The 24,648-nt window shown below is 68.8% G+C and carries 19 protein-coding genes, 1 tRNA gene and 1 pseudogene; 15 read left to right on the top strand and 6 right to left on the bottom strand.

Annotation, left to right across the window (positions count from 1 at the left end; translation table 11 throughout):
* Nucleotides 1–2 precede the first annotated feature (2 nt).
* The 3 genes from eboE to ACYVO6_RS22380 all read left to right on the top strand — a co-directional run bounded on the left by eboE (nucleotide 3) and on the right by ACYVO6_RS22380 (nucleotide 3,761).
* Nucleotides 3–1,175 carry a metabolite traffic protein EboE gene (eboE, locus tag ACYVO6_RS22390; protein WP_461063755.1) on the top strand — a complete coding sequence of 391 codons (1,173 nt, stop codon included), beginning with the start codon at nucleotides 3–5 and terminating at the stop codon, nucleotides 1,173–1,175.
* Nucleotides 1,172–2,593, top strand: coding sequence for an alkaline phosphatase family protein (locus ACYVO6_RS22385; RefSeq protein ID WP_461063753.1), 1,422 nt, complete (start codon nucleotides 1,172–1,174; stop codon nucleotides 2,591–2,593). The genes eboE and ACYVO6_RS22385 overlap by 4 nt, the downstream gene beginning before the upstream one ends.
* A 115-nt stretch (nucleotides 2,594–2,708) precedes the next feature.
* On the top strand, nucleotides 2,709–3,761 hold the full coding sequence (locus ACYVO6_RS22380) for a sugar phosphate isomerase/epimerase family protein (RefSeq protein ID WP_461063751.1): 1,053 nt from the start codon (nucleotides 2,709–2,711) through the stop codon (nucleotides 3,759–3,761).
* Nucleotides 3,762–3,842: 81 nt separating this feature from the next.
* Here the strand turns inward: ACYVO6_RS22380 and ACYVO6_RS22375 are convergent, their stop codons facing one another.
* The 4 genes from ACYVO6_RS22375 to ACYVO6_RS22360 all read right to left on the bottom strand — a co-directional run bounded on the left by ACYVO6_RS22375 (nucleotide 3,843) and on the right by ACYVO6_RS22360 (nucleotide 10,470).
* Nucleotides 3,843–5,231 (bottom strand): OFA family MFS transporter, encoded by a 1,389-nt coding sequence (locus ACYVO6_RS22375; protein WP_461063749.1) that lies wholly within the window; start codon nucleotides 5,229–5,231, stop codon nucleotides 3,843–3,845.
* Nucleotides 5,232–5,348: 117 nt separating this feature from the next.
* Entirely contained in the window at nucleotides 5,349–7,493 is a 2,145-nt protein-coding gene (locus ACYVO6_RS22370; RefSeq protein ID WP_461063747.1) for an acetate--CoA ligase family protein, read from the bottom strand.
* Between the two features lie 3 nt (nucleotides 7,494–7,496).
* The gene (gene frc, locus ACYVO6_RS22365; protein ID WP_461063745.1) at nucleotides 7,497–8,774 is read right to left on the bottom strand and encodes a formyl-CoA transferase; all 1,278 of its coding nucleotides are present in this window, start codon (nucleotides 8,772–8,774) and stop codon (nucleotides 7,497–7,499) included.
* A gap of 10 nt (nucleotides 8,775–8,784) precedes the next feature.
* A complete protein-coding gene (locus tag ACYVO6_RS22360; protein WP_461063743.1) occupies nucleotides 8,785–10,470 on the bottom strand; it encodes a thiamine pyrophosphate-binding protein in 1,686 nt (561 codons plus the stop codon).
* Between the two features lie 188 nt (nucleotides 10,471–10,658).
* Here ACYVO6_RS22360 and sucC point away from each other — a divergent pair, with 188 nt between their 5' ends.
* The 4 genes from sucC (at nucleotide 10,659) to ACYVO6_RS22340 (ending at nucleotide 14,594) form a co-directional block, all read left to right on the top strand.
* Complete coding sequence (gene sucC, locus ACYVO6_RS22355; protein ID WP_461063741.1) at nucleotides 10,659–11,789, top strand: ADP-forming succinate--CoA ligase subunit beta; 1,131 nt, start codon at nucleotides 10,659–10,661, stop codon at nucleotides 11,787–11,789.
* An 11-nt stretch (nucleotides 11,790–11,800) separates the two neighbouring features.
* Nucleotides 11,801–12,685: a succinate--CoA ligase subunit alpha gene (gene sucD, locus ACYVO6_RS22350; RefSeq protein WP_461063739.1), complete on the top strand. Its 885-nt coding sequence runs from the start codon at nucleotides 11,801–11,803 to the stop codon at nucleotides 12,683–12,685.
* Nucleotides 12,686–12,773: 88 nt separating this feature from the next.
* Nucleotides 12,774–14,315 carry an aldehyde dehydrogenase family protein gene (locus ACYVO6_RS22345; RefSeq protein WP_461063737.1) on the top strand — a complete coding sequence of 514 codons (1,542 nt, stop codon included), beginning with the start codon at nucleotides 12,774–12,776 and terminating at the stop codon, nucleotides 14,313–14,315.
* Nucleotides 14,316–14,509: 194 nt separating this feature from the next.
* A tRNA-Leu gene (locus ACYVO6_RS22340) sits at nucleotides 14,510–14,594 on the top strand.
* Between the two features lie 96 nt (nucleotides 14,595–14,690).
* Here ACYVO6_RS22340 and ACYVO6_RS22335 read toward each other — a convergent pair.
* A pseudogene (locus ACYVO6_RS22335) lies at nucleotides 14,691–15,044 on the bottom strand (helix-turn-helix domain-containing protein); the annotation flags it as partial.
* 365 nt (nucleotides 15,045–15,409) lie between these two features.
* Between ACYVO6_RS22335 and ACYVO6_RS22330 the strand changes: the two are divergent.
* From ACYVO6_RS22330 to ACYVO6_RS22320, 3 genes are all read left to right on the top strand, one after another.
* The gene (locus ACYVO6_RS22330; RefSeq protein WP_461063735.1) at nucleotides 15,410–16,255 is read left to right on the top strand and encodes an SDR family NAD(P)-dependent oxidoreductase; all 846 of its coding nucleotides are present in this window, start codon (nucleotides 15,410–15,412) and stop codon (nucleotides 16,253–16,255) included.
* Between the two features lie 256 nt (nucleotides 16,256–16,511).
* A complete protein-coding gene (locus ACYVO6_RS22325; protein ID WP_461063733.1) occupies nucleotides 16,512–17,492 on the top strand; it encodes an aldo/keto reductase in 981 nt (326 codons plus the stop codon).
* A 140-nt stretch (nucleotides 17,493–17,632) separates the two neighbouring features.
* On the top strand, nucleotides 17,633–18,175 hold the full coding sequence (locus ACYVO6_RS22320; protein ID WP_461063731.1) for an NAD(P)H-dependent oxidoreductase: 543 nt from the start codon (nucleotides 17,633–17,635) through the stop codon (nucleotides 18,173–18,175).
* 205 nt (nucleotides 18,176–18,380) lie between these two features.
* On the opposite strand, the gene ACYVO6_RS22315 is transcribed toward ACYVO6_RS22320, so the two are convergent.
* Entirely contained in the window at nucleotides 18,381–19,343 is a 963-nt protein-coding gene (locus ACYVO6_RS22315) for a helix-turn-helix transcriptional regulator (protein ID WP_461063729.1), read from the bottom strand.
* A 218-nt stretch (nucleotides 19,344–19,561) separates the two neighbouring features.
* On the opposite strand from ACYVO6_RS22315, the gene ACYVO6_RS22310 reads away from it, so the two are divergent.
* The 5 genes from ACYVO6_RS22310 (at nucleotide 19,562) to ACYVO6_RS22290 (ending at nucleotide 24,580) form a co-directional block, all read left to right on the top strand.
* Complete coding sequence (locus ACYVO6_RS22310; protein ID WP_461063727.1) at nucleotides 19,562–20,140, top strand: ester cyclase; 579 nt, start codon at nucleotides 19,562–19,564, stop codon at nucleotides 20,138–20,140.
* Nucleotides 20,141–20,214: 74 nt separating this feature from the next.
* Entirely contained in the window at nucleotides 20,215–20,559 is a 345-nt protein-coding gene (locus tag ACYVO6_RS22305; protein ID WP_461063725.1) for a hypothetical protein, read from the top strand.
* A 170-nt stretch (nucleotides 20,560–20,729) separates the two neighbouring features.
* A complete protein-coding gene (locus ACYVO6_RS22300) occupies nucleotides 20,730–21,389 on the top strand; it encodes a (2Fe-2S)-binding protein (protein WP_461063723.1) in 660 nt (219 codons plus the stop codon).
* 12 nt (nucleotides 21,390–21,401) lie between these two features.
* The gene (locus ACYVO6_RS22295) at nucleotides 21,402–22,385 is read left to right on the top strand and encodes an FAD binding domain-containing protein (protein ID WP_461063721.1); all 984 of its coding nucleotides are present in this window, start codon (nucleotides 21,402–21,404) and stop codon (nucleotides 22,383–22,385) included.
* Entirely contained in the window at nucleotides 22,382–24,580 is a 2,199-nt protein-coding gene (locus ACYVO6_RS22290; protein WP_461063719.1) for a xanthine dehydrogenase family protein molybdopterin-binding subunit, read from the top strand. The genes ACYVO6_RS22295 and ACYVO6_RS22290 overlap by 4 nt, the downstream gene beginning before the upstream one ends.
* The last annotated feature ends 68 nt before the right edge of the window (nucleotides 24,581–24,648 follow it).

Genomic DNA, 24,648 nt, shown 5'->3' with positions numbered 1-24,648 from the left:
CCATGCGCTTCCGACACCCCGACGGCTCGACCGTCCACCTCGCCTATTGCACCAACGTCCACCCGGCCGAGACTCTCGACGGCGTCCTCGCTCAGCTCCGCGACCACTGCGAACCCGTACGCCGCCGCCTTGGCCGCGATCGCCTCGGCATCGGCCTGTGGCTGGCCAAGGACGCCGCCCACGCCCTCGTGAGCGACCCGTCCGCCCTGCGCCGGCTGCGCACGGAACTCGATGCCCGAGGCCTTGAAGTCGTCACCCTCAACGGCTTCCCGTACGAAGGCTTCGGCGCCGAGGAGGTCAAGTACCGCGTGTACAAGCCGGACTGGGCCGACTCCGAACGCCTCGACCACACCACCGCCCTGGCCCGTGTCCTCGCCGGTCTGCTCCCCGACGACGTCACCGAGGGCAGCATCTCCACCCTGCCGCTCGCCTGGCGCACCGCCTATGACGACACCCGTGCCGCCCAGGCCCACACGGCCCTCGCCACCCTGGCCGAACGCCTCGACGCCCTTGAGGAGTTGACCGGCCGCTCCATCCGTATCGGCCTGGAGCCGGAGCCCGGCTGCATCGTCGAAACCACCACCGACGCCATCGCCCCGCTCACCGCGATCGACCACGACCGCATCGGCGTCTGCGTCGACACCTGTCATCTCGCCACCTCCTTCGAAGATCCGCACACCGCCCTGGACGCGCTGACCACCGCCCGCGTCCCCATCGTCAAGTCCCAGCTCTCAGCCGCCCTGCACGCCGAACACCCCCACCTTCCCGAAGTCCGCGAGGCCCTCGCCGCCTTCGACGAGCCCCGCTTCCTGCACCAGACCCGCACCCGCACCATCGCAGCCGGCCTCGATGGCACCGACGACCTCGGCGAAGCCCTCAAGAGTGACGCCCTGCCGGACACGTCCCCGTGGCGCGCTCACTTCCACGTCCCGCTGCACGCGGTCCCCGCCGCACCCCTCACCTCCACGCTGCCCGTACTCAAGGACGCACTGACCCGGCTGGTCGGCGGCCCGCACCCGCTCACCCGTCATCTGGAGGTCGAGACCTACACCTGGCAGACCCTCCCGCCCGAGCTGCGCCCACGCGGACGCGCCCAGCTCGCCGACGGCATCGCCGCCGAACTCACCCTCGCCCGCGACCTGTTGACGGACCTCGGCCTGAAGGAGCTGCCGTGAACCAGTCGGTGGACCGATCTGTGAACCCGTCCCGGGAACCCGGCGGCCCCACCCCGCTCCTGGTGCTCGACGTCGTGGGTCTCACTCCTCCTCTCCTCGACCACATGCCCCACCTCAAAGCTCTCGACCAGTCCGGCTCACGAGCCCACCTCGGCACCGTCCTGCCCGCAGTGACCTGCGCCGCTCAGTCCACCTTCCTCACCGGCACCCACCCCGCCGAGCACGGCATCGTCGGCAACGGCTGGTACTTCCGCGAACTCGGCGACGTGCTCCTGTGGCGCCAGCACAACGGCCTGGTGTCCGGAGACAAGCTCTGGGACGCTGCCCGCCGCGCGCACCCCGGCTACACAGTCGCCAATATCTGCTGGTGGTACGCCATGGGCGCCGACACCGACATCACCATCACCCCCCGTCCGATCTACTACGCCGACGGCCGCAAGGAACCCGACTGCTACACCCGGCCCCCGGCCCTGCACGATGAACTCACCGAGAAACTCGGCACGTTCCCGCTCTTCCACTTCTGGGGTCCCGGCGCCGACCTCGTCTCCAGTCGCTGGATCATCGACGCCACCCGTCACATCCTGCGCACCCGCCATCCGGACCTGATCCTCTGCTACCTCCCTCATCTCGACTACGACCTGCAGCGCTTCGGCCCCGACGACCCGCGCTCCCTGCAAGCGGCCGCCGACCTGGACGCGGCCATGGCCCCACTTCTCGACGAGGCGCGGGCGGAAGGCCGTACCGTCGTCGCCCTGTCCGAGTACGGCATCACCCGCGCGGACCGCCCCGTCGACATCAACCGCGCACTGCGCCGAGCCGGACTTCTCGAGGTGCACACGCAGGACGGCATGGAGTACCTCGACCCGATGGCCTCACGTGCCTTCGCTGTTGCCGACCACCAGATCGCCCACGTCTATGTACGTCGGCCCGAGGACCTCGACGCCACCCGAGCAGCACTCGCCGACCTGCCCGGTATCGAGCAACTCCTCGACGACGAGGGCAAGAAGACCCACCACCTCGACCATCCCCGCTCCGGCGAACTCATCGCCGTAGCGGAGCCGGACGCCTGGTTCACGTACTACTACTGGCTCGACGACGCCCACGCGCCCGACTTCGCGCGGCTCGTCGAGATCCACCGCAAACCCGGCTACGACCCGGTCGAGCTCTTCATGGATCCCCTCGACCCGTACGTCAAGGTCAAGGCGGCGGGCGCACTGGCCCGCAAGAAGCTCGGCATGCGCTATCGCATGGCGGTCGTGCCCCTCGACCCGTCACCTATTCGCGGCAGCCACGGCCGCCTTCCCACGAGCGACGACGAAGGTCCGCTCCTCATCTGCTCCACCCCCCGCGCTGTCGACGGCCGCCTCGCGGCCACCGACGTGAAATCACTCCTGCTCCATCTGGCCGGTCTCGACTGATCGGCGCCGACGGGCACGCCATGGCCCGCGGTCCCACCCGACCTGTCTCTTCCAACTGGTCCCAAGTGAAGCACTCACCACTGACAACGCCCTTCGACATCGAGGAGTTCCAGGCATGAGCCGCTCAAGCCGCACCGCCTTCACGGCCGTCACCAGCAAGAACGACGACCCCGAACTCACCCACCGCCTCAGCAGACGAGGCATGCTCGGCGTGGCCGCGGGCGCCACCGCCGCCGCCCTGCTCGGCACCGCCGCCACCCCGGCCACGGCAGCCGAAGCGGGCCGGAGCCGCCCCGTCCTGCCGCCTGGCCGGCTGGGCATCCAGCTCTACAGCCTCCGCGACAAGGTCTCCACGCTCGGCTTCGCCCCCGTCTTCGCCGAGTTGGCGAAGTACGGGTACGACGAGGTCGAGTTCGCCGGATACACCCAGGGCTCGGCGGGACCCATCACGCTCGCCCAGCTCAAGCGACTGGCCCGCGACCACGGCCTGAACCCCATCGGCAGCCACGTCGGCTACTACTCCAGCGACCCGAACGCGTACACCTTCGCGCAGAACCTCAACAAGGTCCTCGATGACGCCCAGGCCCTGGGTCTCAAGCACATCGGCACCGCGTCGAACCCGTTCCGCTACGGCTCGACCGTCGACGCGTGGAAGCGCGCCGCCGAGGAGTTCAACACTTACGGCGCGGCGGCGAGGGCGCGCGGCATGAAGTTCTACCAGCACAACCACTCGGAAGAGTTCTCCTTCGCCACCGACAAGCCGAAGGTCCGCCTCTACGACGTGCTGCTCGCCGAGACCGACCCGAAACTCGTCTACCTGGAGATGGACATCTACTGGGCCTACGTGGGCCAGTTCCGCTTCTCGAAGCGGGTCGACGGCACACCGGCGCCCTTCGAGCCCCTCGACTACGTACTCAAGCGGCCCAACCGCTACCCGCTCTTCCACGTGAAGGACGGCGTCAGCGACCCGTCGAACCCCTTCGGCTACCAGATGACCGACGTCGGCGACGGCGACATCGACTACCAGCGCTTCATCTCCGGCGTCACGCGCCTGCACGGCCACCGCCTCGCCCACCACTGGCAGGCCGAACACGACAACCCCACCGAGTCCTTCACCTTCGCCCGCCGCTCCAGCGAGCACCTGCACTCCCTGCGCGAGAAGTGCTGACGGCTCCCACAGCGCGCGCCCTCCCTTCGGCAGCCTGGTGTGCCGAAGGGAGGGCGCGCGCCGTGGGCCCCGCCCGTCATCTCAGGCCATCTCCTCACCGATCGGGTGCGGGTTGGGCTCGATGCGCTGCTTGCGGGGCCGCCCGGGTGGGTGCAGGAACAGGGCCACGAAGCCGGCGAACAACGAGATGGAACCGGCGAGGATGAAGGCGCCCGCGTAGTCCCAGGCGCTCACGACCACGGCGCCCATGCCGGAGCCCAGCAGGCCGGACACCAGCTTGGAGCTGTAGACGAGGCCGTAGTTGGAGGCGTTGTTGTTCTCGCCGAAATAGTCCGCGGTCATCGCCGCGAACATGGGGAAGATCGCGCCGCCGCCGAATCCGGAGATGCTGGAGAACACCAGGAACAGCGGCAGGTTGCCGATGTTTCCGGACCAGAGGATGCCGTACTGCGACAGACCCAGCACGATGCAGACGAAGATCAGGCACTGCTTACGGCCGTACCGGTCGGACAGCCAGCCGATGACGCCGCGACCGGTGCCGTTCACGATCGCCTTCATGGACATGGCGGTCGCCACGATCCCGCCCGCAAAGCCGACGTCATTGCCGAACGGCACCTGGAAGGCGATGCCGAAGATGTTGACGCCCGAGGTGCACAGCAGGCAGAACCACATGAGACCCACTCGGCCCGTCCGCCATGCCTCGATCGGCGTGTACTGCTTCACGGCGGGCGGGTTCTTCTCCAGTGCGCGCCGCGCGCGCGGATCGTCCGGTTTCCGCAGCGGGTCGACCTCGGCGGGCCACCAGTTCTTCGGCGGATCCTGGAAGAAGTAACCAGCCACGGCGACGACCGCCGCCAGGAAGACGCCGACGGAGACGAGGACCCAGCGGAAGTTCGAGAGATCCATGAAGCCGGTGAAGATGAACACGAAGGGCACCGAGCCGTAGGCGAAGCCGCCATTGACGAAGCCCGTCTTGCCGCCCTTGCGCTCCGGATACCACTTGCCGACCATGTTCACGCAGGTCGCGTACACCATGCCGGCGCCCATACCGCTGAACATGCCGAAGCCCACGTACGCGACGATCACATGCGGTGCGTACGCGAGTGACACATAACCCAGGAGAGTGCCGACCGCGCCCAGCATCATCGCCCAACGGGCGGGCAGCTTCCCGCTCTCGCGGAGCTTTCCGGCCGGAAAGGCCACAGCCGCCTGGAAGAACACCCACACACCGAGCATCCAGAAGATGTGCCCGTTGCTCCAGTGGTGTGCCGTGTGCAGAGTCTCCTCGGCGGAGGCGAATGCGTACTCCGCCGAGCTGATGCCCATCATGCCCACCCAGGGCAGGATGACCATCCACTTGCGTTTGCGGCCCATGATGTCGATATCGGATTCACCGATCCGGTACATCCGGCCGTTGGCGTCCGTCACCTCCCTGTAGGGGACGGATGTGGAGATGTCAGTTGTCGCCATGTCGATCGAACCCTTCGCGTGGAAGAAGTCTGGCCAGCGCCCCCTGTCCGTTCTCTTCGCGCCGGGGCCCGCGGCGAGCGGTCACCGCAGGCCCCGTGGTTCGGGCCGTCGCTCAGTTCATCGACCGCCCCCCAACCGTCCCGCAGCCCGAGCCCAGCGGTACTTCGCGCCCAGCACGGCCACCGGCTTCTCGGTCGTGTACGGGTACGCCACGACGCCGTGCTCGAAGAGGTACTGGGACGCCTCCTCGACCTCGACATCGCCCGCGAGCGACGCCACCACCGGCTTCTCGATGCCGCGCTCCCGGAATTCGGCCACCACGCGCGCGGTGAGTTCGGCGAAGACCATGGGAGGGGTCACGATGGTGTGCCAGTAGCCGAGGACGAGCGAGTGGATCCGCGGGTCCGTAAGGCCCAGCCTGATCGTCGCCTCGTACGTCGACGGGGGCTCGCCGCCGGTGATGTCCACCGGGTTGCCGGCGGCTCCGAAGGGCGGGATGAACTTCCTGAAGGCCTCGTCCAGGTCCGGCGGAATCTCCATCAGGGAGAGACCGTTGTCGGTCACCGCGTCGGAGAGCAGTACGCCACTGCCGCCGGCGCCCGTGATGATCACGACGTTGTCGCCCTGAGGGGTCGGAAGCACCGGCAACGCGCGCGCGTACTCCAGCATGTCGTTCAGCCCGGGGGCCCGGATGACGCCAGCCTGCTTCAGGATGTCGTCGTACACGGCGTCGTCGCCCGCGAGGGCGCCCGTGTGCGAGCCCGCGGCCTTGGCACCGGCCGCCGTACGGCCCGCCTTCAGGACGACCACCGGCTTCTTGGGGACAGTCGCCCGCGCTGCCTCCACGAAGGCGCGCCCGTCCTTGAGGTCCTCCAAGTGCATGGCGATGCACTGGGTGTTGGGGTCCTCGCCGAACCAGGTCAGCAGGTCGTCCTCGTCCAGGTCCGACTTGTTGCCGAGCCCCACGATCGCCGAAACACCCGTCTTCGTAGTGCGCGCGAAGCCCAGAATGGCCATCCCTATGCCACCGGACTGCGAGGTGAGCGCGACGCCGCCCTTGACGTCGTACGGCGTGCAGAACGTGGCACACAGGTCCTGCCATGTCGAGTAGTAGCCGTAGATGTTCGGCCCGAGCAGCCGCACGCCGTAGCGCTCGCCGATGGCCACGATCTCGTCCTGGAGCTGCTGCTCACCTGTTTCCGCGAACCCGGAGGGGATCAGTACGGCGTTGGGGATCCCCTTGCGGCCCACCTCCTCAAGGGCCGAGGCCACGAACTTGGCGGGGATCGCGAAGACCGCCACATCCACCTCACCGGGAACGTCGGTGACACTCTTGTACGCCTTGCGGCCCAAGATGTCATCGGCCTTGGGGTTCACCGGGTGGATCTCTCCGGAGAAGCCGCCGTCGATGAGGTTGCGCATCACCGAATTGCCGATCTTGCCCTGCTCGTTGGAGGCACCGATCACTGCGACCGAGGAGGGCTGCATCAGGCGGCGCATGGAGGTGAGGATCTCCTCGCGCGTGTACGTACGACGCTCCTTCGGGACCGAGTCCGCGAGGATCACGCGGATGTCCGCCGCGACCGCCCCCTCCGGGGTGGCGATCACCGGATTGAGGTCCACCTCGGCGATCTCCGGGAAGTCCGCGACGAGTTCGGAGACCCGGCGGATCTGCTCGGCGATCGCCCACCGGTCCACGGCCGGCGCGCCGCGCACCCCGTGCAGGATCTCCGCCGAGCGGATCGAGTCCAGCATCGACAGCGCTTCGTCGGCGTCTACGGGGGCGAGGCGGAAAGTGACGTCCTTCAGGACCTCCACCAGCACACCGCCGAGCCCGAAGGCGACGACTTTTCCGAACGTCGGATCGGTCACCGCTCCGACGATGACCTCCTGCCCCTGGGGCAGCAGTTCCTGCACCTGTACGCCCTCGATACGGGCATCGGGCGCGTACGCACGCGCGTTGTCGATGATTTGGTGGAAGGCGGCCCTTACGTCGCTGGAGCCTTCCACTCCGACGATCACGCCGCCTGCGTCGGTCTTGTGCAGGATGTCCGGGGAGACGATCTTCATCACGACAGGTCCGCCGAACCGCGCCGCATACGCGACCGCCTCGTCGACGTCCGTCGCCAACTCCTCGCCGGGGACGGCGATCGCGTACGCGTCGGCGATCACCTTGCCCTCGGGCGCGGTCAGCGCGGTCCGGCCCTCGGCCCGTACGGCTTCGAGGAGCGTACGCACCCTCAGCACCCGGTCTTCGGCCATCAATCAGATCACTCCGTTCGACTTGAGCAGGCGCAGCTCCCCGTCGCCGAGACCGAGCTCGCCGACGTACACCTCTTCGTTGTGCTCGCCGAGCAGCGGCGAACTGGTCACGTCCACAGGGGAGTCGGAGAGCTTCAGCGGACTGCCCACGGTCACGAACTCGCCCCGTTCGGGATGCGGCACCTTCACGACCATCTCGTTGGCGACCAGCGACGGATCCTCGATGATCTCCTTGGTCGACAGGATCGGCCCGCACGGGATGTTGTGGGCGTTGAGCTTCTCCAGGACCTCCCACTTGGGGAGCGTGGACGACCACTCCTCGATCAGCTGGAACATCTTGTTGAGCTGTGGCAGACGCGCCTCCGGCGTCGCCCACTCGGGGTCGTCCGCCAGCTCCGGCCGTCCGATGAGCTGGGTGATCGGTTTCCATCCGACGGGCTGCACGATGACGTACACGTAGTCGTTGGGCCCGCCCGGCGCGCACTTGACGGCCCAGCCGGGCTGCCCGCCGCCGGACGCGTTGCCGGACCGGGGAACTTCGTCGCCGAAATCGTCGTTTGGATATTCAGCGAGCGGGCCGTGTGCCAGGCGCTGCTGGTCGCGCAGCTTCACCCGGCAGAGGTTGAGCACAGCGTGCTGCATGGCCACATTGACCCGCTGACCGCGCCCGGTGTTCTCCCGCTGAAGCAGCGCCGCGAGAATCCCCGCCACGGCGTGGATGCCCGTACCCGAGTCCCCGATCTGGGCCCCCGTCGCCAGCGGCGGCCCGTCCTCGAAGCCGGTGGTCGACATCGACCCGCCCATGGCCTGAGCGACGACTTCGTACGCCTTGAAGTTGGTGTACGGGCCGTCCCCGAACCCCTTGATGGAGGCATAGACGATACGCGGATTGATCTCCTGGATGCGGTCCCAGGTGAAGCCCATGCGGTCGATCGCGCCCGGTCCGAAGTTCTCGACCATGACGTCCGAGCGCCGGATCAGCTCGGTGAGGAGCTCCTTGCCGCGCTCGGTCTTGGTGTTGAGGGTGATGCTCCGCTTGTTGCAGTTGAGCATCGTGAAGTAGAGGGAGTCGACGTCCGGGAGGTCACGCAGCTGCTTGCGCGTGATGTCACCGGTCGGCGCCTCCAGCTTGACCACGTCCGCCCCGAGCCAGGCCAGCAACTGGGTTGCGGAGGGGCCCGACTGGACGTGCGTCATGTCGAGGACACGGATGCCTTCGAGAGCCTTGGGCGCGGTGTTCGGCGCTTCGTTCGTCGCGGTGTGCGTCGTGGTGCTGGTCATGGCGGGCACCTCACTTGTACATCGTCTGGTTCATGGTTCCGGGGGCGTACGCGTCCGGGTCGACCCAGACGTTGATCAGCGAGGGCTTGCCCGACTCGCGGGCGCGCCTCAGAGCCGGGCCGATGTCGGCGGGGTCGCGGACCTCCTCGCCGTAACCGCCGAGCATCTGGGCGAACTTGTCGTAGTGGACGTCGCCGAGGGTGTTGCCGACGCGCTCGCGCTCCTCGCCGTACTTGGCCTTCTGGCCGTAACGGATCTGGTTCATCGAGGAGTTGTTGCCGACGATGCCGACGAAGGGGAGGTTGTAGCGGACGAGGGTCTCGAAGTCCCAGCCGGTGAGCGAGAAGGCACCGTCTCCGAAGAGGGCCACCACTTCCTTGTCGGGCCGCGCCTGCTTGGCCGCGAGTACGAACGGGACGCCGACGCCGAGCGTGCCGAGCGGCCCTGGGTCCATCCAGTGCCCGGGTGACTTGGGCTGTACGACCTGACCGGAGAAGGTGACGATGTCGCCGCCGTCGCCGATGTAGATGGAGTCCTCGGTGAGGAAGTCGTTGATCTCGCTGACCAGACGGTACGGGTGGATGGGCGAGGTGTCCGACCTGAGGCTGGGCAGCCGCTTCTCGATCGCCGTCTGCTCGGCCGCACGCAGCTCGTCGAGCCACTCCTTGCGCTTCGACGCGCCCCCGTTGAGGCGTCCGGAGGCCGCTTCGGTCACCGACTTCAGGATGAGGCCCGCGTCGCCGACGATCCCGAGGTCGATGTCCCGGTTCTTGCCGACGGTCCGGTAGTCGAGGTCGATCTGCACCACGGTCGCGTCCGGCGACAGCCGTTTTCCGTAGCCCATACGGAAGTCGAAGGGCGTGCCGACGATGACGATGACGTCGGCGTTGGAGAAGGCGTACCGGCGGGAGAGCTGGAAGTGGTGCGGGTCCCCGGGCGGCAGAGTGCCGCGTCCGGCGCCGTTCATGTAGGCGGGGACGTTGAGGCTGCGTACGAGTTCGATGGCGGCCTCGGTGCCACGGGTCGTCCAGACCTGGCTGCCCAGCAGGATCGCGGGCTTCTCGGCGTGCACGAGGAGGTCGGCGAGTTTTTCGATCGCCGCGGGGTCGCCGGCAGAGCGGGTCGAAGCCCGGTACTGGCCGGCGGCGGGAACCCGGGCCTTCTCGACCGGCACCTTGGCGTCGAGCACATCGCGCGGAATCTCCAGGAAGGAGGGCCCGGGCGCGCCGTGGTAGCACTCGCGGAAGGCCATCGACACCATGTCGGCGGCGCGCGCGGTGTCCGGCACGGTCGCCGCGAACTTCGTGATCGGCGTCATCATGTCGACATGCGGCAGGTCCTGAAGGGACCCCATCTTGTGCTGCGTATGCGCCCCTTGACCGCCGATCAGCAGCATGGGGGACTCCGCGCGGAAGGCGTTGGCGACGCCCGTCACGGCGTCGGTCGTGCCGGGGCCCGCGGTGACGACCGCGCATCCGGGCTTGCCGGTGATGCGCGCGTAGCCGTCGGCGGCGTGGGCGGCGACCTGTTCGTGGCGTACGTCGACGACCTCTATGCCTTCGTCGACGCAGCCGTCGTAGATGTCGATGATGTGGCCGCCGCACAGGGTGTAGATGACCTCCACACCCTCGGCTTTGAGTGCCTTGGCGACCAAGTGCCCACCGGAGATGAGGTTCTGGCTGTTGTCGTCGGGCATGGCGAAGTCCTGTCCCTTCGTAGGGGATCGGGCACGCGAACGTGCACTTCAGGCACGGTTCGCGCACTGCTCGTGGCTGCCGTCGCGGTTGATTGCATACAGTCGACGAATACTGTATGAAGCTTGTTATCCCGCATCCGGTGGGTGGTGTCCAGGGGGCGTGCGGCACTTTTGAGGCAGGAGCCGGAATGGACCTGTACGAGCACCAGGCAAGGCAACTCTTCGAGGACCACGGCATCTTGGTGCCGCGGGCCGAGGTCACCGACTCGTCCAAGGAGGCGCGCGAGATCGCCCGCAGGCTGGGCGGGCGCGTCGTCGTCAAGGCGCAGGTGAAGACCGGTGGACGCGGCAAGGCGGGCGGCGTGAAGCTCGCCGCCGACCCGGCCGCCGCCGAACTGACGGCACGCCAGATCCTCGGCATGGAGATCAAGGGCCACACCGTCGGCAAGGTGATGCTGGCCCAGCCGGTCGACATCGAGAGCGAGTTCTACATCGGTTACGTACTCGACCGCGCCGCCGGCCGCTTCCTCGCGATCGCCTCGGCCGAGGGCGGCATGGAGATCGAGGAGGTGGCCGCCACCAGGCCCCAGGCCGTGGCGCGCGTCCCCGTCGACCCGGCCGAGGGCGTCACCTCGGCGAAGGCGGCACAGATCGCCGAGGCGGCCGGACTGCCTCCGCAGACCGTCGATGTCCTCGTACGGCTCTGGGAGGTGCTGACCCGCGAGGACGCCGTACTCGTCGAGGTCAATCCCCTCGTGCGTACCACCCAAGGGCAGATCCTCGCCCTCGACGGCAAGGTCACGCTCGACGACAACGCCCGCTTCCGGCAGGCCCGTTGGGGCGAACAGGAGTCGGCGCACGACGACCCGCTGGAGGCTGCGGCAGCCGCGAAGGGCCTCAACTACGTGAAGCTGGACGGCGAGGTCGGCATCATCGGCAACGGCGCGGGCCTCGTCATGTCGACCCTCGACGTGGTCGCCGGCTGCGGGGCGGCCCCCGCCAACTTCCTCGACATCGGCGGCGGGGCGAGTGCCCAGATCATGGCCGACGGCCTCTCCGTCATCCTCTCCGACCCGGCCGTGAAATCCGTCTTCGTCAATGTCTTCGGCGGCATCACCGCCTGCGACGCGGTCGCCGAGGGCATCGTGCAGGCCCTGGAAACCGTCCAGTTGACCAAACCACTGGTCGTACGCCTCGACGGAAACAACGCCGTACGCGGCCGCGCGATCCTCGACGGCCGCGCGCACCCCCTGGTCCAGCAGGCCGCCACCATGGACGGCGCCGCGCGCCGCGCCGCCGAACTCGCCAACGCCGGCTGAAGGAGCGGAACATGGCTATCTACCTCACCAAGGAGAGCAAGATCCTCGTCCAGGGCATGACAGGCGGCGAGGGCATGAAGCACACCCGGCGCATGCTCGCGGCCGGCACCGACGTCGTCGGCGGCGTCAACCCGCGCAAGGCCGGGCAGACCGTCGACTTCGACGACCGTGCTGTGCCCGTCTTCGGCTCCGTACGGGAAGGAATCGAGGCGACCGGCGCCGACGTCACCGTCGTCTTCGTCCCACCAGCCTTCACCAAAGCGGCAGTTGTGGAGGCCACCGACGCAGGCATCGGACTCGCCGTGGTCATCACGGAGGGCGTCCCCGTCCACGACTCGGTCGCCTTCACCACGTACGCGAAGGCGAAAGGCACCCGGATCATCGGCCCCAACTGCCCGGGCCTGATCACCCCCGGACAGTCCAACGCGGGCATCATCCCCGCCGACATCACCAAGCCCGGACGCATCGGCCTCGTGTCCAAGTCCGGCACGCTCACCTACCAACTCATGTACGAACTCCGCGACATCGGCTTCTCGACCTGCGTGGGCATCGGCGGCGATCCCGTGGTCGGCACGACGCACATCGACTGCCTGGCGGCTTTCGAAGCAGATCCCGACACCGAACTCGTCGTGTTGATCGGAGAGATCGGCGGAGACGCGGAGGAACGAGCGGCCGCGTACATCCGGGAGCACGTCACCAAGCCCGTCGTCGGCTACATCGCAGGCTTCACCGCGCCCGAGGGCAAGACGATGGGCCACGCGGGCGCGATCGTGTCCGGTTCGTCCGGCACGGCACAGGCGAAGAAGGAGGCGCTGGAGGCGGTCGGGGTGCGCGTGGGTGGTACGCCGACTGAGACGGCGCAACTGGTACTCACCGTACTGGCAGCGGAGGCGTGACGTCACTCATAGTTGGCCAGTGGTGACTTTCCGACATCGTCGCCTCACTCACCGCCCCCGACTGTGCACCGAGAGCGGAGCAAACCGAATGGCATCCACCCTCACCCTCAAATCAGGCACGTCCTGGACCGACGCCTGGCAGCGTTGCCTCGCCGTGGCCCCCGAGGCGTTCCGGGACGACCGTGTCCTCAACCTCTGGAACGCCGCCTGGCAGGCGGACGGCCGGGCCTTGCCCGCCACCAGCCCCGTCGACGGCAGCCCGATCGCCGGCCCGCCGCGCCTCGACGCCGCCACCGCCCGGCAGGCCGTACGCGCCTGTCTCGACCAGCACCGCGCCTGGCGCCACGTACCCCTGGACGAACGCCGGTGCCGCGTCGCGGCCACCCTCGACGCCCTCACCCAGCACCGCGAACTCCTCGCACTCCTCCTCGTCTGGGAGATCGGCAAGCCCTGGCGGCTGGCGCAGGCGGACGTCGACCGGGCTGTCGACGGCGTGCGCTGGTACGTCGACGGAATCGAGCCCATGCTCGAGGACCGGACCCCCCTGGACGGCCCGGTGTCCAACATCGCGAGCTGGAACTACCCGATGAGCGTGCTCGTTCACGCAGTACTGGTACAGGCATTGGCAGGGAACGCGGTCATCGCCAAGACCCCGACCGACGGCGGCGTCGCGTGTCTCACCCTGGCCTGCGCGCTCGCCGCACGCGAAGGGATTCCCGTCACCCTCGTCAGCGGCAGCGGAGGCGAGCTGTCGGAGGCGCTCGTGCGCGCGCCCGAGATCGGCTGTGTCTCCTTCGTCGGCGGTCGCGACACGGGCGCCGCGGTGGCCACGGCCGTCGCCGACCTCGGCAAGCGACACGTACTCGAACAGGAAGGACTCAACACCTGGGGCATCTGGAACTACACGGACTGGGACGCGCTCATGGCGGTCATCCCGAAGCTCTTCGACTACGGCAAGCAGCGCTGCACGGCGTACCCACGCTTCGTCGTCCAGCGTTCGCTCTTCGACGAGTTCCTCGCCGCGTACCTGCCGGCCGTACGCACCTTGCGGATCGGCCACCCGCTCGCGGTGGAGCAGCCCGACGACCCGTATCCGGAGCTGGACTTCGGGCCGGTGATCAACGCGGCCAAGGCGAAGGAGCTTCACGACCAGGTCGCCGAGGCCATCGACCGGGGTGCCGTCCCGCTGCACCGCGGCAAGCTCACCGACGCGCGCTTCCTGCCCGGCCAGGACACGGCGGCGTATGTCCAGCCCGTCACGCTGCTCAACCCCCCGCCGTCCTCTCCGCTGCACCACGCAGAGCCCTTCGGCCCGGTCGACACCATCGTCCTGGTCGACACCGAGGCCGAGCTACTGGCTGCCATGAACGCGTCGAACGGCGCCTTGGTCGCCACCCTCTCGACCGACGACCCGGCCACGTACGAGCGGCTGGCCCCGCAGATCCGGGCGTTCAAGGTCGGCCACGGGAAACCGCGCTCCCGCGGGGACCGGGACGAGCTGTTCGGCGGCTTCGGAGCGTCGTGGCGCGGCGCGTTCGTGGGCGGCGAGCTGCTCGTGCGCGCCGTCACCCAGGGCGCGGCGGGGGAGAGGCTGCCCGGAAACTTCCCCGACTACCACCTGATGCCCTGAGCCCCACGGCGTGACCGGGGGAGCTCCGCACGTCGTCGGCTTGCTGCGCCTGCTCGACTACTCGCGGTGCATCCCCCGGTACGCCCCTCCGCCCCATGCGCGGCCCGGATACGCAGGTGAAACGTCCTCCCAAACCTTGGTATTGTTGTCCCTGTCGCCGCGCGGAACACTCCCTGCAAGGCGGCAGACACCTGGTCCGGGTGGCGGAATGGCAGACGCGCTAGCTTGAGGTGCTAGTGCCCTTTATCGGGCGTGGGGGTTCAAGTCCCCCCTCGGACACGCACAGTACGCCCACCGGTGCTGGCCGACTCTCGGCCGGCACCGTCTGCGTTTCATGGTCATACGCCAGCCGCAGCCCGAGCTTCCGGTAGACCTCGGCCTTGTCAGCGGGATCCGCCCGGCGCCGCGGAGTAGGTGGATGCGTTCGGCCTCGTCGAGCCGCAGTGCCTGCGCGATGCCGTCGATGACGCTGTCGGAGACGCCGGTGGCGTTGCCGCGTTCCAGCCGGGTGTAGTACTCGCTGGAGATGCCCGCGAGCAGGGCGACCTCCTCGCGGCGCAGCCCGGTGACCCGTCGGCGCTCTCCGCCGTACGCGGGCAGTCCGGCCTGCTCGGGGGTGACCCTGGCCCGTCGCGTGCCCAGGAACTCCCGGATCTCCGCGCGGAAATCACCGCGGAAATCACCGCGGATATCGCGGTGGGTGTCGTGAGGGTCGTTTCTTCCCGCCATGCGCCCCACCCTACGAGCGCTTCCGCCGCGTTGGGGGTCCCTGTCAGTACCCCCTCTCATCAGGGACTCCCGCCGTCCCGTGACGACTGGTTCTGTTGATGGTGCACCGGCCCGCGGCGGTGTGAATCTCCCGGACAGGCGGTGCTTCCGCTGCCGCCCGTCTCCGGCCCCGCCCCACCTCTATCGGCGAGCTGTGGATCATGCCCACCGCCCCAGCCCGGCTCCGTCCGACCCGACCCGCCCATGTCTACCCCCTCCCCCATCCACTGCCCGGTCGGCCGCCGGGACGGACACCACGCATCGCCACCGCACACCGGGTGCCGGATCACGGCGCCTGAACCGCCTACGTACGAATGGGAAACCCCATGAGCAAGGTCATTCTCGTCACCGGTGCCGGACGCGGTCTGGGCACCGACATCGCCCGCGAGGCCCTCGCCGCCGGCCACCAGGTCGTCGCCACCGGCCGCCGCCCCGAACAGGTCGAGAAGGCCCTGGGCGGTCCGCAGGACAACCTGCTGGTCACCAAGCTGGACGTCACCAGCATCGAGGACGCCGAGGCCGCCGCGCAGGCCGCCGTCGACCGCTTCGGCCGCATCGACGTCCTCATCAACAACGCCGGGAACCTCTTCGCCGGCTACTTCGAGGAGATCTCGCCCGCGCAGATGCGCCGGCAGTTCGAGACCAACCTCTTCGGCCCGATGAACGTCACCCGCGCCGTCCTGCCCATCCTGCGCAAGCAGCGCGCCGGCCACATCATCACCATCACCTCGACCGCCGGCCTGGTCGGCATGGAGTTCACCTCCGCCTACGCCGCCTCCAAGTTCGCCGAGGAGGGCTGGATGGAGTCGCTGCGCCACGACGTCGAGCCGTACAACATCCACACCACGGTCGTGGAGCCCGGCTACTTCCGCACCGAACTCCTCGTGGACGGCTCCACCACCTGGCCCGAGCTGTCCATCGACGACTACGCCGAGCGCACCGCCCCGACGATCGAGGGCATGAAGAGCATGAACGGCCAACAGCCCGGCGACCCCGCCAAACTCGCCCGCGCCCTGCTGGCCATCGCCGGCCAGGACAAGCCGCTGCCGCGTTTCGTCGCCGGCGCGGACGCCATCGAGGCCGTCGAGGCCAAGGCGAAGGAACTCCTCGCCCAGGCCGAGGCCTCCCGCGAGCTGGGCGGCAGCCTGGCCTACGACGACGTACACGCCTGAACGACACGACACGACACGACACGACACGACCCGCACCCCGGCCGAGGCGGAGGCCGCCGCCGGGTGCACCTACGGCAGCTGACCCACCACCTGGGCAACGGCGCCTGTGCCGACAGCGCGCGGACCACCGAAGCACGGTCCGCCAACTGGTGGCGCACCGCACTGCTCATGGCACTCACAGGCCATGACCACCGACCGGGCTTGACGGCCACCACAACAAACCGGGCCTGACGGCCGCTATGACAAGGAATACCTGATGAAGCACGTATCACTGGGCGGGCTCGATGTCTCCCGCATCGGTCTGGGAGCCATGACTATGGCGGGCACCTACACCACGGGCGGGGGGCTCGATGACGCCGAGTCGATCCACACCATCCACCGGGCGCTGGACCTCGGAGTCACCCATATCGACACCGCCGAGATCTACGGCCCCTTCCACAGCGAGGAAATCGTCGGCAAGGCCATCAAGGGCCGACGCGACGACGTCGTCGTGGCGACGAAATTCGGTCTCGTCTCCCACGCCGGCGACGGCCCCGGTGCCATCGACAGCAGCGTCGGCAACGTGAAGGCCGCCGTCGAAGGCTCGCTCTTGAGGCTCGGTACCGACCACATCGACCTCTACTACCAGCACCGCGTCGACCCGAACACGCCCATCGAAGAGACCATCGGCGCGCTGGCCGAGCTGGTCGCCGAGGGCAAGGTGCGCCATATCGGACTGTCGGAGGCGGGCCCCGAGACGATCCGCCGGGCACACGCCGTGCATCCGGTGGCCGCGCTCCAGACGGAATACTCTCTCTGGACCCGCGACGTCGAGGCCGAGATCCTCCCGCTCCTGCGCGAGCTCGGCATCGGGTTCGTGCCCTACTCCCCGCTCGGCCATGGCCTGCTGACCGGACAGATCCGCACCGTCGACGACTTCGCCGATGACGACTGGCGCAAGACCAACCCGCGCTTCACCGGCGAGAACTTCCAGCGCAACCTGCGCATCGTCGACGAAGTGCAGGCCATCGGCGCCGAGATCGGAGCCACCCCGGCCCAGACCGCCCTGGCGTGGCTGCTGACCCGCGGCGACGACATCGCACCCATCCCCGGAACCCGCCGGGTCTCGCGCGTCGAAGAAAACACCGCCGCCGACGCCATCGAACTCACCGCTGCGCAGCTCGACCGCCTGAACAACCTCACGCCAGCCGCGGGCGAGCGCCACAACGAGGCGAACATGGCCAGCATCGACCGCTGACCGCCGGCGCCGCTGCCCTCTCTTGAAGGAGACGGATAAGGACTGACGCCCCGGCGAATTCCTGACCCGTCACATCCGTCATACCCAACCGAACCGCATCCGTTCACCCATTTCCCTGATCACTGAAAAGGTTCCTCATCATGTCCAAGGTTCTCCTTGTCGTGGGCCACCCCGACCTGTCCCAGTCGAAGGCCAACGCGGCGCTCGTGGACGCCGTCCGCGATCTGGCCCATGTCACCGTGCACGACCTCTACGCCACCTACCCCGACTTCCAGATCGACGCCGACGCCGAGCGGGCGCTGCTGGCCGACCACGATGTGATCGTCTTCCAGCACCCGGTGTTCTGGTACAACACCACCCCTCTGTTCAAGCAGTGGCAGGACACGGTTCTCACCCATGGCTGGGCCTTCACCATAGACGGATCTCCCTCGCAGCTGGCCGGCAAGAAGGCCGTCGTCGCCGTCACCGCCGGCGTCCCCGCCGGGCACTACACCCCCGAAGGCGCGAACAAGGCCACCCTCGAGACTCTCCTCAGCAACTGGCACGCGACCCTGCGGCTGTGCCAGTTCGACATCCAGCAGCCGATGGTCAAGCTGTACGGCACCGCCTTCGGCCTCTCCGACCGGGACCTGGCCACCGCCGCCAAGCAGTACAACGAACTGCTCGCCTCTTTCGCCGCCTGACCGCGCTCTCACGACACTTGCCAGAGCAAAACTTGTCATTACCCGCTCTGGTCCGGCCGACTGATCGGGCGGCTGCTCGGGCCGATGGATCCGGACGGCGACCCCGAAGAGTCGAGCAACGGCGTATGAGTTGGGTGGCTTGGGGTCGTGCCGCGACGCCGGGAACGTCGTTGACTTGGGCGGATCGACACGCGTGGCGCGTGGATCAGTCGGGTGTCTCGGCCGAGTCGGCCGGCTCGGCGTCGCTGGCTGGCGCGGACCGCTCGATGTCGTCGTTGGTCGCGGCCCAGCTGGCCAGGAGGTTCAGGGCGTCCTGCGAGGGTGAGGCGGGCTCGGCGGTGTAGGTGAGGAGGAACTGGCTGGGTTCGGCGCCCAGGGGGAAGGTCTCGAACGGCAGGTCGAGGTCGCCGACGACCGGGTGGTGCAGGAGCTTCACGCCGGTGGCGTGGATCCGGACGTTGTGGGCCGCCCAGCGGTGACGGAAGTCCTCGCTGCGGGTGGACAGCTCGCCGATCAGGTCGGTCAGCCGCCGGTCGTAGAGATCTCGGCCGGCCTCGGCGCGCAGCATGGCGACCGCGTCGCCTGCGACCTGGTCCCAGTCGCGGAAGAACTCGGTCGCGTGCGGGTCGAGGAAGATGAACCGGGCGTTGTTGGGCGGGCGTACCGGGTCGGCGTAGACCGGGGAGAACAGCGCCCGCCCGAGAAGGTTGGCGGCCAGGATGTCCCCGCGTCCGCTGAGGACGAAGGCGGGGGTGCCGGTCATCGAGTCGAGGACGCGCCGCACGGCGGGCCGTACGTGCGGCTGGGCCGGCCGGCGGCGGGGCGGGCGGGTGGTGCCGGCGCCGCGGAGCAGGTCGAGCAGGTGGATGCGTTCGGCCTCGTCGAGCCGCAGTGCCTGCGCGATGCCGTCGATGACGCTGTCGGAGACGCCGGTGGCGTTGCCGCGTTCCAGCCGGGTGTAGTACTCGCTGGAGATGCCCGCGAGCAGGGCGACCTCCTCGCGGCGCAGCCCGGTGACCCGTCGGCGCTCTCCGCCGTACGCGGGCAGTCCGGCCTGCTCGGGGGTGACCCTGGCCCGTCGCGTGCCCAGGAACTCCCGGATCTCCGCGCGGAAATCACCGCGGATGTCGCGGTGATGGGTGTCGTGAGGGTCGTCTGTGCCTGTCATGTTTTCCACCCTACGAGCGCTTCCGCACGCCTGGGGGTCCCTGTCAGTACCCCCTCTTGTCAGGGACTCCCACCGTCCCGGGCCAACCGGTTCTGTAGGCAGTGCACCGCGCACGGTGGTGTGACTTCCCCCGGATGCAGCGGCGTAGTCGCCACCGTATCCAGCCCTTCACCGCGGCGCCGTCGGCGCTGCGCTCCTCTGCAGCAGAAGGACGAACCATGCGTCGATACACCAAGCCGGCCGCCGTAGTCACGGCGCTGGGAGCGCTCAGCCTCGCGGCTTTCGGATCGGGGGCTGCGGACGCGGTCGGCACGGCCGACCGCACCACCGGTTCCGGGTCGCCGTCTCGAGTCACGGCGGAATCCGTCTCCTGGAACCACAGGACCGCTCAGGTGAACAAGCGCATCATGGAGCGCTACACCAGTGAGTACCTGCCCGGTCGCGATCCCGCTCTGGCGAGCAAGTTCGTCAGCCCGGACATCGTCGTGCACTCCGGCGGCCAGACGTGGCAGGGCCGGGACACCTATCTCGGCATTGTCGCCGCGAACCTGAAGGCGTTCCCCGACCTCAAGTGGACGGTGGAGGACATGCGGGCCGAGGGTGACACCGTGGCCATCCGCTACTCCATGACGGGCACCCACGAAGGACCCTTCGCCGGGGTCGAGGCGACGGGCAAGGCCATCCGCTCGGAGAGCATGGCCTTCTACCGCCTGGCTCACGGCAAGATCGTCGAGGAGCGCGCCCAGCTCGACATGCTCGGCATCCTCCAGCAGATGGGCGCCGTACCCGCCGCATAGCAGCGCTCCTCGGCGCGGACGGGTCCGCCTTGCCAGCCCTACGCCACACATCCAGAGAACCAATGAAACAGCGCATGATCGCCGTCAACGTGCATGGAGTCGACGCTGTGGCGGACAGCGCCATGCTGCGCGAGCGGATCACGCCCGCGATCCGTGACAACGGCCAGATCGCGGACCTCCGTCTCTGGGACGGCGTTCCCGGCCGCGGCATTGCCGTGCATCCCATGAACGTCCGCTCACGCGCCACCGACACCGCGGCCATCACTCGGCTGCGCGAACAGGTGGAATCGGATGAGCTCACGCTCCGAGTCGTGGCGACTCTGCCTGCCGATCAGACATCCGAGGCGTATCGACAGCTCGAAAAGAGTGGCTTGCGGGGACGGCTCATCCTCGAATTCCCGCTCGCAGCAGCCACCTGAGAGACACCGCAAGTGTCGTCCTTCAGCAAGGAGAGGGAAGCACGCCCGCCGACAGGGCTTCCCACCTGCTGGCCCGGAGGCGTTTCCGCTGGTGACGACTACACGGGTGCTGCCTTCAGGCATGACGACGAGTAAGGCACCTGACTGTCCGCCGATCCGAAAGGGTACAGATGTCCACTGAACTCACCGAGTCAGCTGTTCCTCCTCCCACCGACCCCTCTGCCGAGCCTCCCTCGGCGCCGTCCCGGCGCACGTTCATAGCGACGACCACCGCTGTCGGTGGTGCCGTCGTGGCCGGCGGCCTGATCGCGGGCACGCCCTTGCTCGGCGCCGACGAGGCGGCCGCTGCCGCGCCGCCGAGCGGGAGCGTCTCGCTGACCGTCAACGGCAGACGGCACACCGTCGCGGTCGACAACCGGACCTCGCTCCTTGACCTGTTGCGTGAGCACCTGGAACTGCCCGGCACCAAGAAAGGCTGCAACGCCGGTGCTTGCGGCGCCTGCACGGTCCTGGTCGACGGCCGCCGCGTCAACTCCTGCCTGACGCTTGCGGTGCGCCTGGAGGGCTCCGAGGTCACCACGATCGAAGGGCTCGCCCCCGGTGGCGAGGACGGTGAACTGCACCCGCTGCAGCAGGCGTTCATCGAAGAGGACGCCTTCCAGTGCGGCTACTGCACGCCGGGTCAGATCATGTCCGGCGTCGGCTGCATCCAGGAGGGCCACACCGGCTCCAAGGAGGAGATCCGGGAGTGGATGAGCGGCAACATCTGCCGCTGCGGCTGCTACGTGAAGATCGTGCGGGCGGTCGAGCAGACCGCCCGCGGGAAATGAGGCCCGGCCACCATGTATCCCTTCTCCTTCACCAAGGCTGCCGACACGCGCGAGGCACTGACCGCAGGCCGGCGCGGCGGGCGCTACATCGCCGGTGGCACCACCCTGGTCGATTTGATGCGTGAGACCGTCGAACGCCCCGAAACCCTGGTCGACATCAGTGATCTGCCCCTGCGCGAGGTCACCGTCACCGAGCGCGGGGGCCTGCGGATCGGCGCGCTGGTGCGGATGGCCGAGGCCGCCGCCCACCCGAGAGTGCGCGTCTCCTATCCGGTGATCTCGCAGGCGCTGGAGCTGAGCGCGTCCGCGCAGTTGCGGAACATGGCGACGATCGGCGGCAACATCATGCAGCGCACCCGCTGTACGTACTTCCGTGACGTGACCGCCGCCTGCAACAAGCGTGAGCCGGGCTCGGGCTGCGCGGCGCGGGAGGGCTTCAACCGCACCCACGCGATCCTCGGCACCTCCGACGACTGCGTGGCCACCCACCCCTCCGACGCCGCCGTCGCCTTCGCCGCACTGGAGGCGCGCGTGCATCTGCTGAGCCCGGACGGGACCGAGCGCAGTATTGCCTTCGCCAACTTCCTGCTGCGGCCCGGCAGCACCCCGAACCGCGAACAGGCCCTGCGCAGAGGCGAGTTGATTACCGCGGTGGAGATCCCGGCCCACCCGCGCCCGCTCAAGTCCGGCTACCTGAAAGTCCGCGACCGGCAGTCCTACGAGTTCGCCCTGACCTCGGCCGCCGTCGCGCTGCACATCCGCGGCGGGGTGATCCGCGAGGCGAAGGTCGCCGCGGGTGGCGTGGGCACCGTGCCGTGGAAGCTGCCCGCCGTCGAGGAACACCTCACCGGCGAACGACCCTCGGACCGGCTCTGGGCCGAGGCCGCGAAGAAGGCTTCCGAAGGGGCCAGCCCGCTCCAACACAACCGTTTCAAGGTCGAGTTGCTCCAGCGCACCGTCGAGCGCCAGCTGCGCATCGTAGGAGGTACCAAGTGAGCCCGCAGCCGCAGGCAGCCGTCGGAGCGCCGCTGTCCCGGGTGGACGGCCGGCTGAAGGTGACGGGGAAGGCGACGTACGCTGCCGAACACGACATCAAGGGCGTCGTCCACGCCGTCATCGTGGACAGCACCATAGCCCGCGGGCGCATCACCGGAATCGACACCCGCGCGGCCCTCGCCCAGCCCGGTGTCATCAAGGTCATCAGCCACCTCAACGCACCCAAGCTGGCCTACCGCGGCAACCCGGAGTCGATTGATCCGCCGGGCAACAACCAGCTGCGGATCTTCCAGGACGACAAGGTCCTCTTCCACGGTCACCCCGTCGCCGTCGTGGTCGCCACCACCCTGGAGACGGCGCAGCACGCCGCGAGCCTGGTGAAGGTCCGCTACGACGCCGCGAAGCCGTCGACCGACATGGCCTCCGCGCCGGCCGGTGAGCCCGTGACGTACGCGCGGGGCGACGCGGACAAGGCGTTCGCGTCCGCCGCCGTCCGGCTGGACGTCACCTACCAGCTGCCCCGCGCCCATCACAACGCGATGGAACCGCACGCCACCATCGCCCGCTGGGACGGCGACCAACTCACCCTGTGGGACAAGACCCAGTGGGTGCCCAGTACGCAGAAGGACCTCGCCGCCGTGTTCGGCATCCCGAAGGAATCGGTGCGCGTCATCTCGCCGTTCGTGGGCGGCGGGTTCGGCAACGCCATTCGCGCCTGGCCCCACATCGCCACCGCGGCGATCGCCGCCCGCGAGACCGGCCGCCCGGTCAAGCTCGTGCTGTCCCGCAAGCAGCTGTACTTCGGTACGGGCTTCCGGCCCGCCTACGAGTACCGGGTGCGCCTGGGCAGCGACCGGCGCGGCCGGGTGAGCGCCATGGTCCAGCACCTGAAGGCGGAGACCTCGACGTACGAGAACTTCACCGAAGGCGTCCTGCACGCCGGGCAGATGGTCTACAACGCGCCCCACGTCCGCCAGGACTACCGCACGGTGCCGCTGGACGTGAACACGCCGGTGTGGATGCGCGGTCCCGGTTTCGGCACCGCCGCCATCGCCATCGAGTCGGCGATGGACGAACTCGCCCACAAGCTGGACATCGACCCCATCGAGCTGCGCCTGCGCAACGAACCGGAGGAGGACCCGTCCAACGGGCTGCCGTTCTCCACCCGGCGGCTGCGCGAGTGCCTCGCCACCGGCGCCCGCGAGTTCGGCTGGAGCCGCCGCAACCCCAAGCCCCGCTCCACCCGCGACGGCGACTGGCTGATCGGCACCGGCATGGCCACCGGCATCATGGACGTCCCGCGGGGCTTCACCACCCAGGCCCGGGTCAGGCTGGATGCCGACGGCACCGCCCTGGTCGAGGCCGCGGCCAGCGACATGGGCCCGGGCACCTACACCTCCCAGTCCCAGGTCGCCGCGGACGCCCTCGGCCTGACGATGCGCAAGGTGACCTTCCGGCTCGGCGACTCCACCATGCCGCAGACCGCGCCCCACGGCGGCTCGATGACCATGGCCAACGTCGGCTCCGCCGTCCAGGACGGCTGCGACAAAGTACGCAAGCAGGCGATCAAGCTGGCCGTCGAGGACGAACGCTCGCCTCTGTACGGCGTCGACGCCGGCAACGTCGTGGTCCGCGCCGGACGACTGCACGTATCGGACGATCCGGCGCGCGGCGAGACCTACGGGCAGCTCCTGACCCGCAACGACCGCACCCACCTCGAAGTCCTCGGGTCCTACACCGCCGGCGAGGCCCGGTCCTCCATGTACAGCTACAGCGTGACCTTCGCCGAGGTCGCCGTCGACGCCCGCCTGGGGCTGGTACGGGTGCGGCGGATGCTCGGCGTGTACGACGCGGGCCGCATCATCAGCCCCAAACTCGCCGACAGCCAGGCCCTCGGCGGCCAGGTCGGCGGCATCGGCGCGGCGCTGCTTGAGCACACGGTCACCGACCACCGCGACGGCCGCATCGTCAACGCCGACCTCGCCAACTACATGGTCCCGGTCAACGCCGACATCCCCGACCTGCGGGCGATCTTCCTCGACGGCGGCGAGGACCTGGAGGCCGCCCCCATCGGCGTCAAGGGCCTTGGGGAAGTCGTCCACATCGGCGTGGCACCCGCCATCGCCAACGCGGTCTTCCACGCCACCGGCCGCCGCGTCCGCGAACTGCCCATCACCGCCGAGGCGTTGCTCTGAGCCGAGGCCCGATACGAGCCCCCGGGCGGCCGGTGTCGTGGTGAGACGGCCGCCCGGGGTGCTCACCC

It is taken from the genome of Streptomyces pseudoechinosporeus (assembly GCF_054783935.1).
Note: the sequence above shows the minus strand (reverse complement) of the source record. Positions and strands in the feature narration are given on the sequence as shown.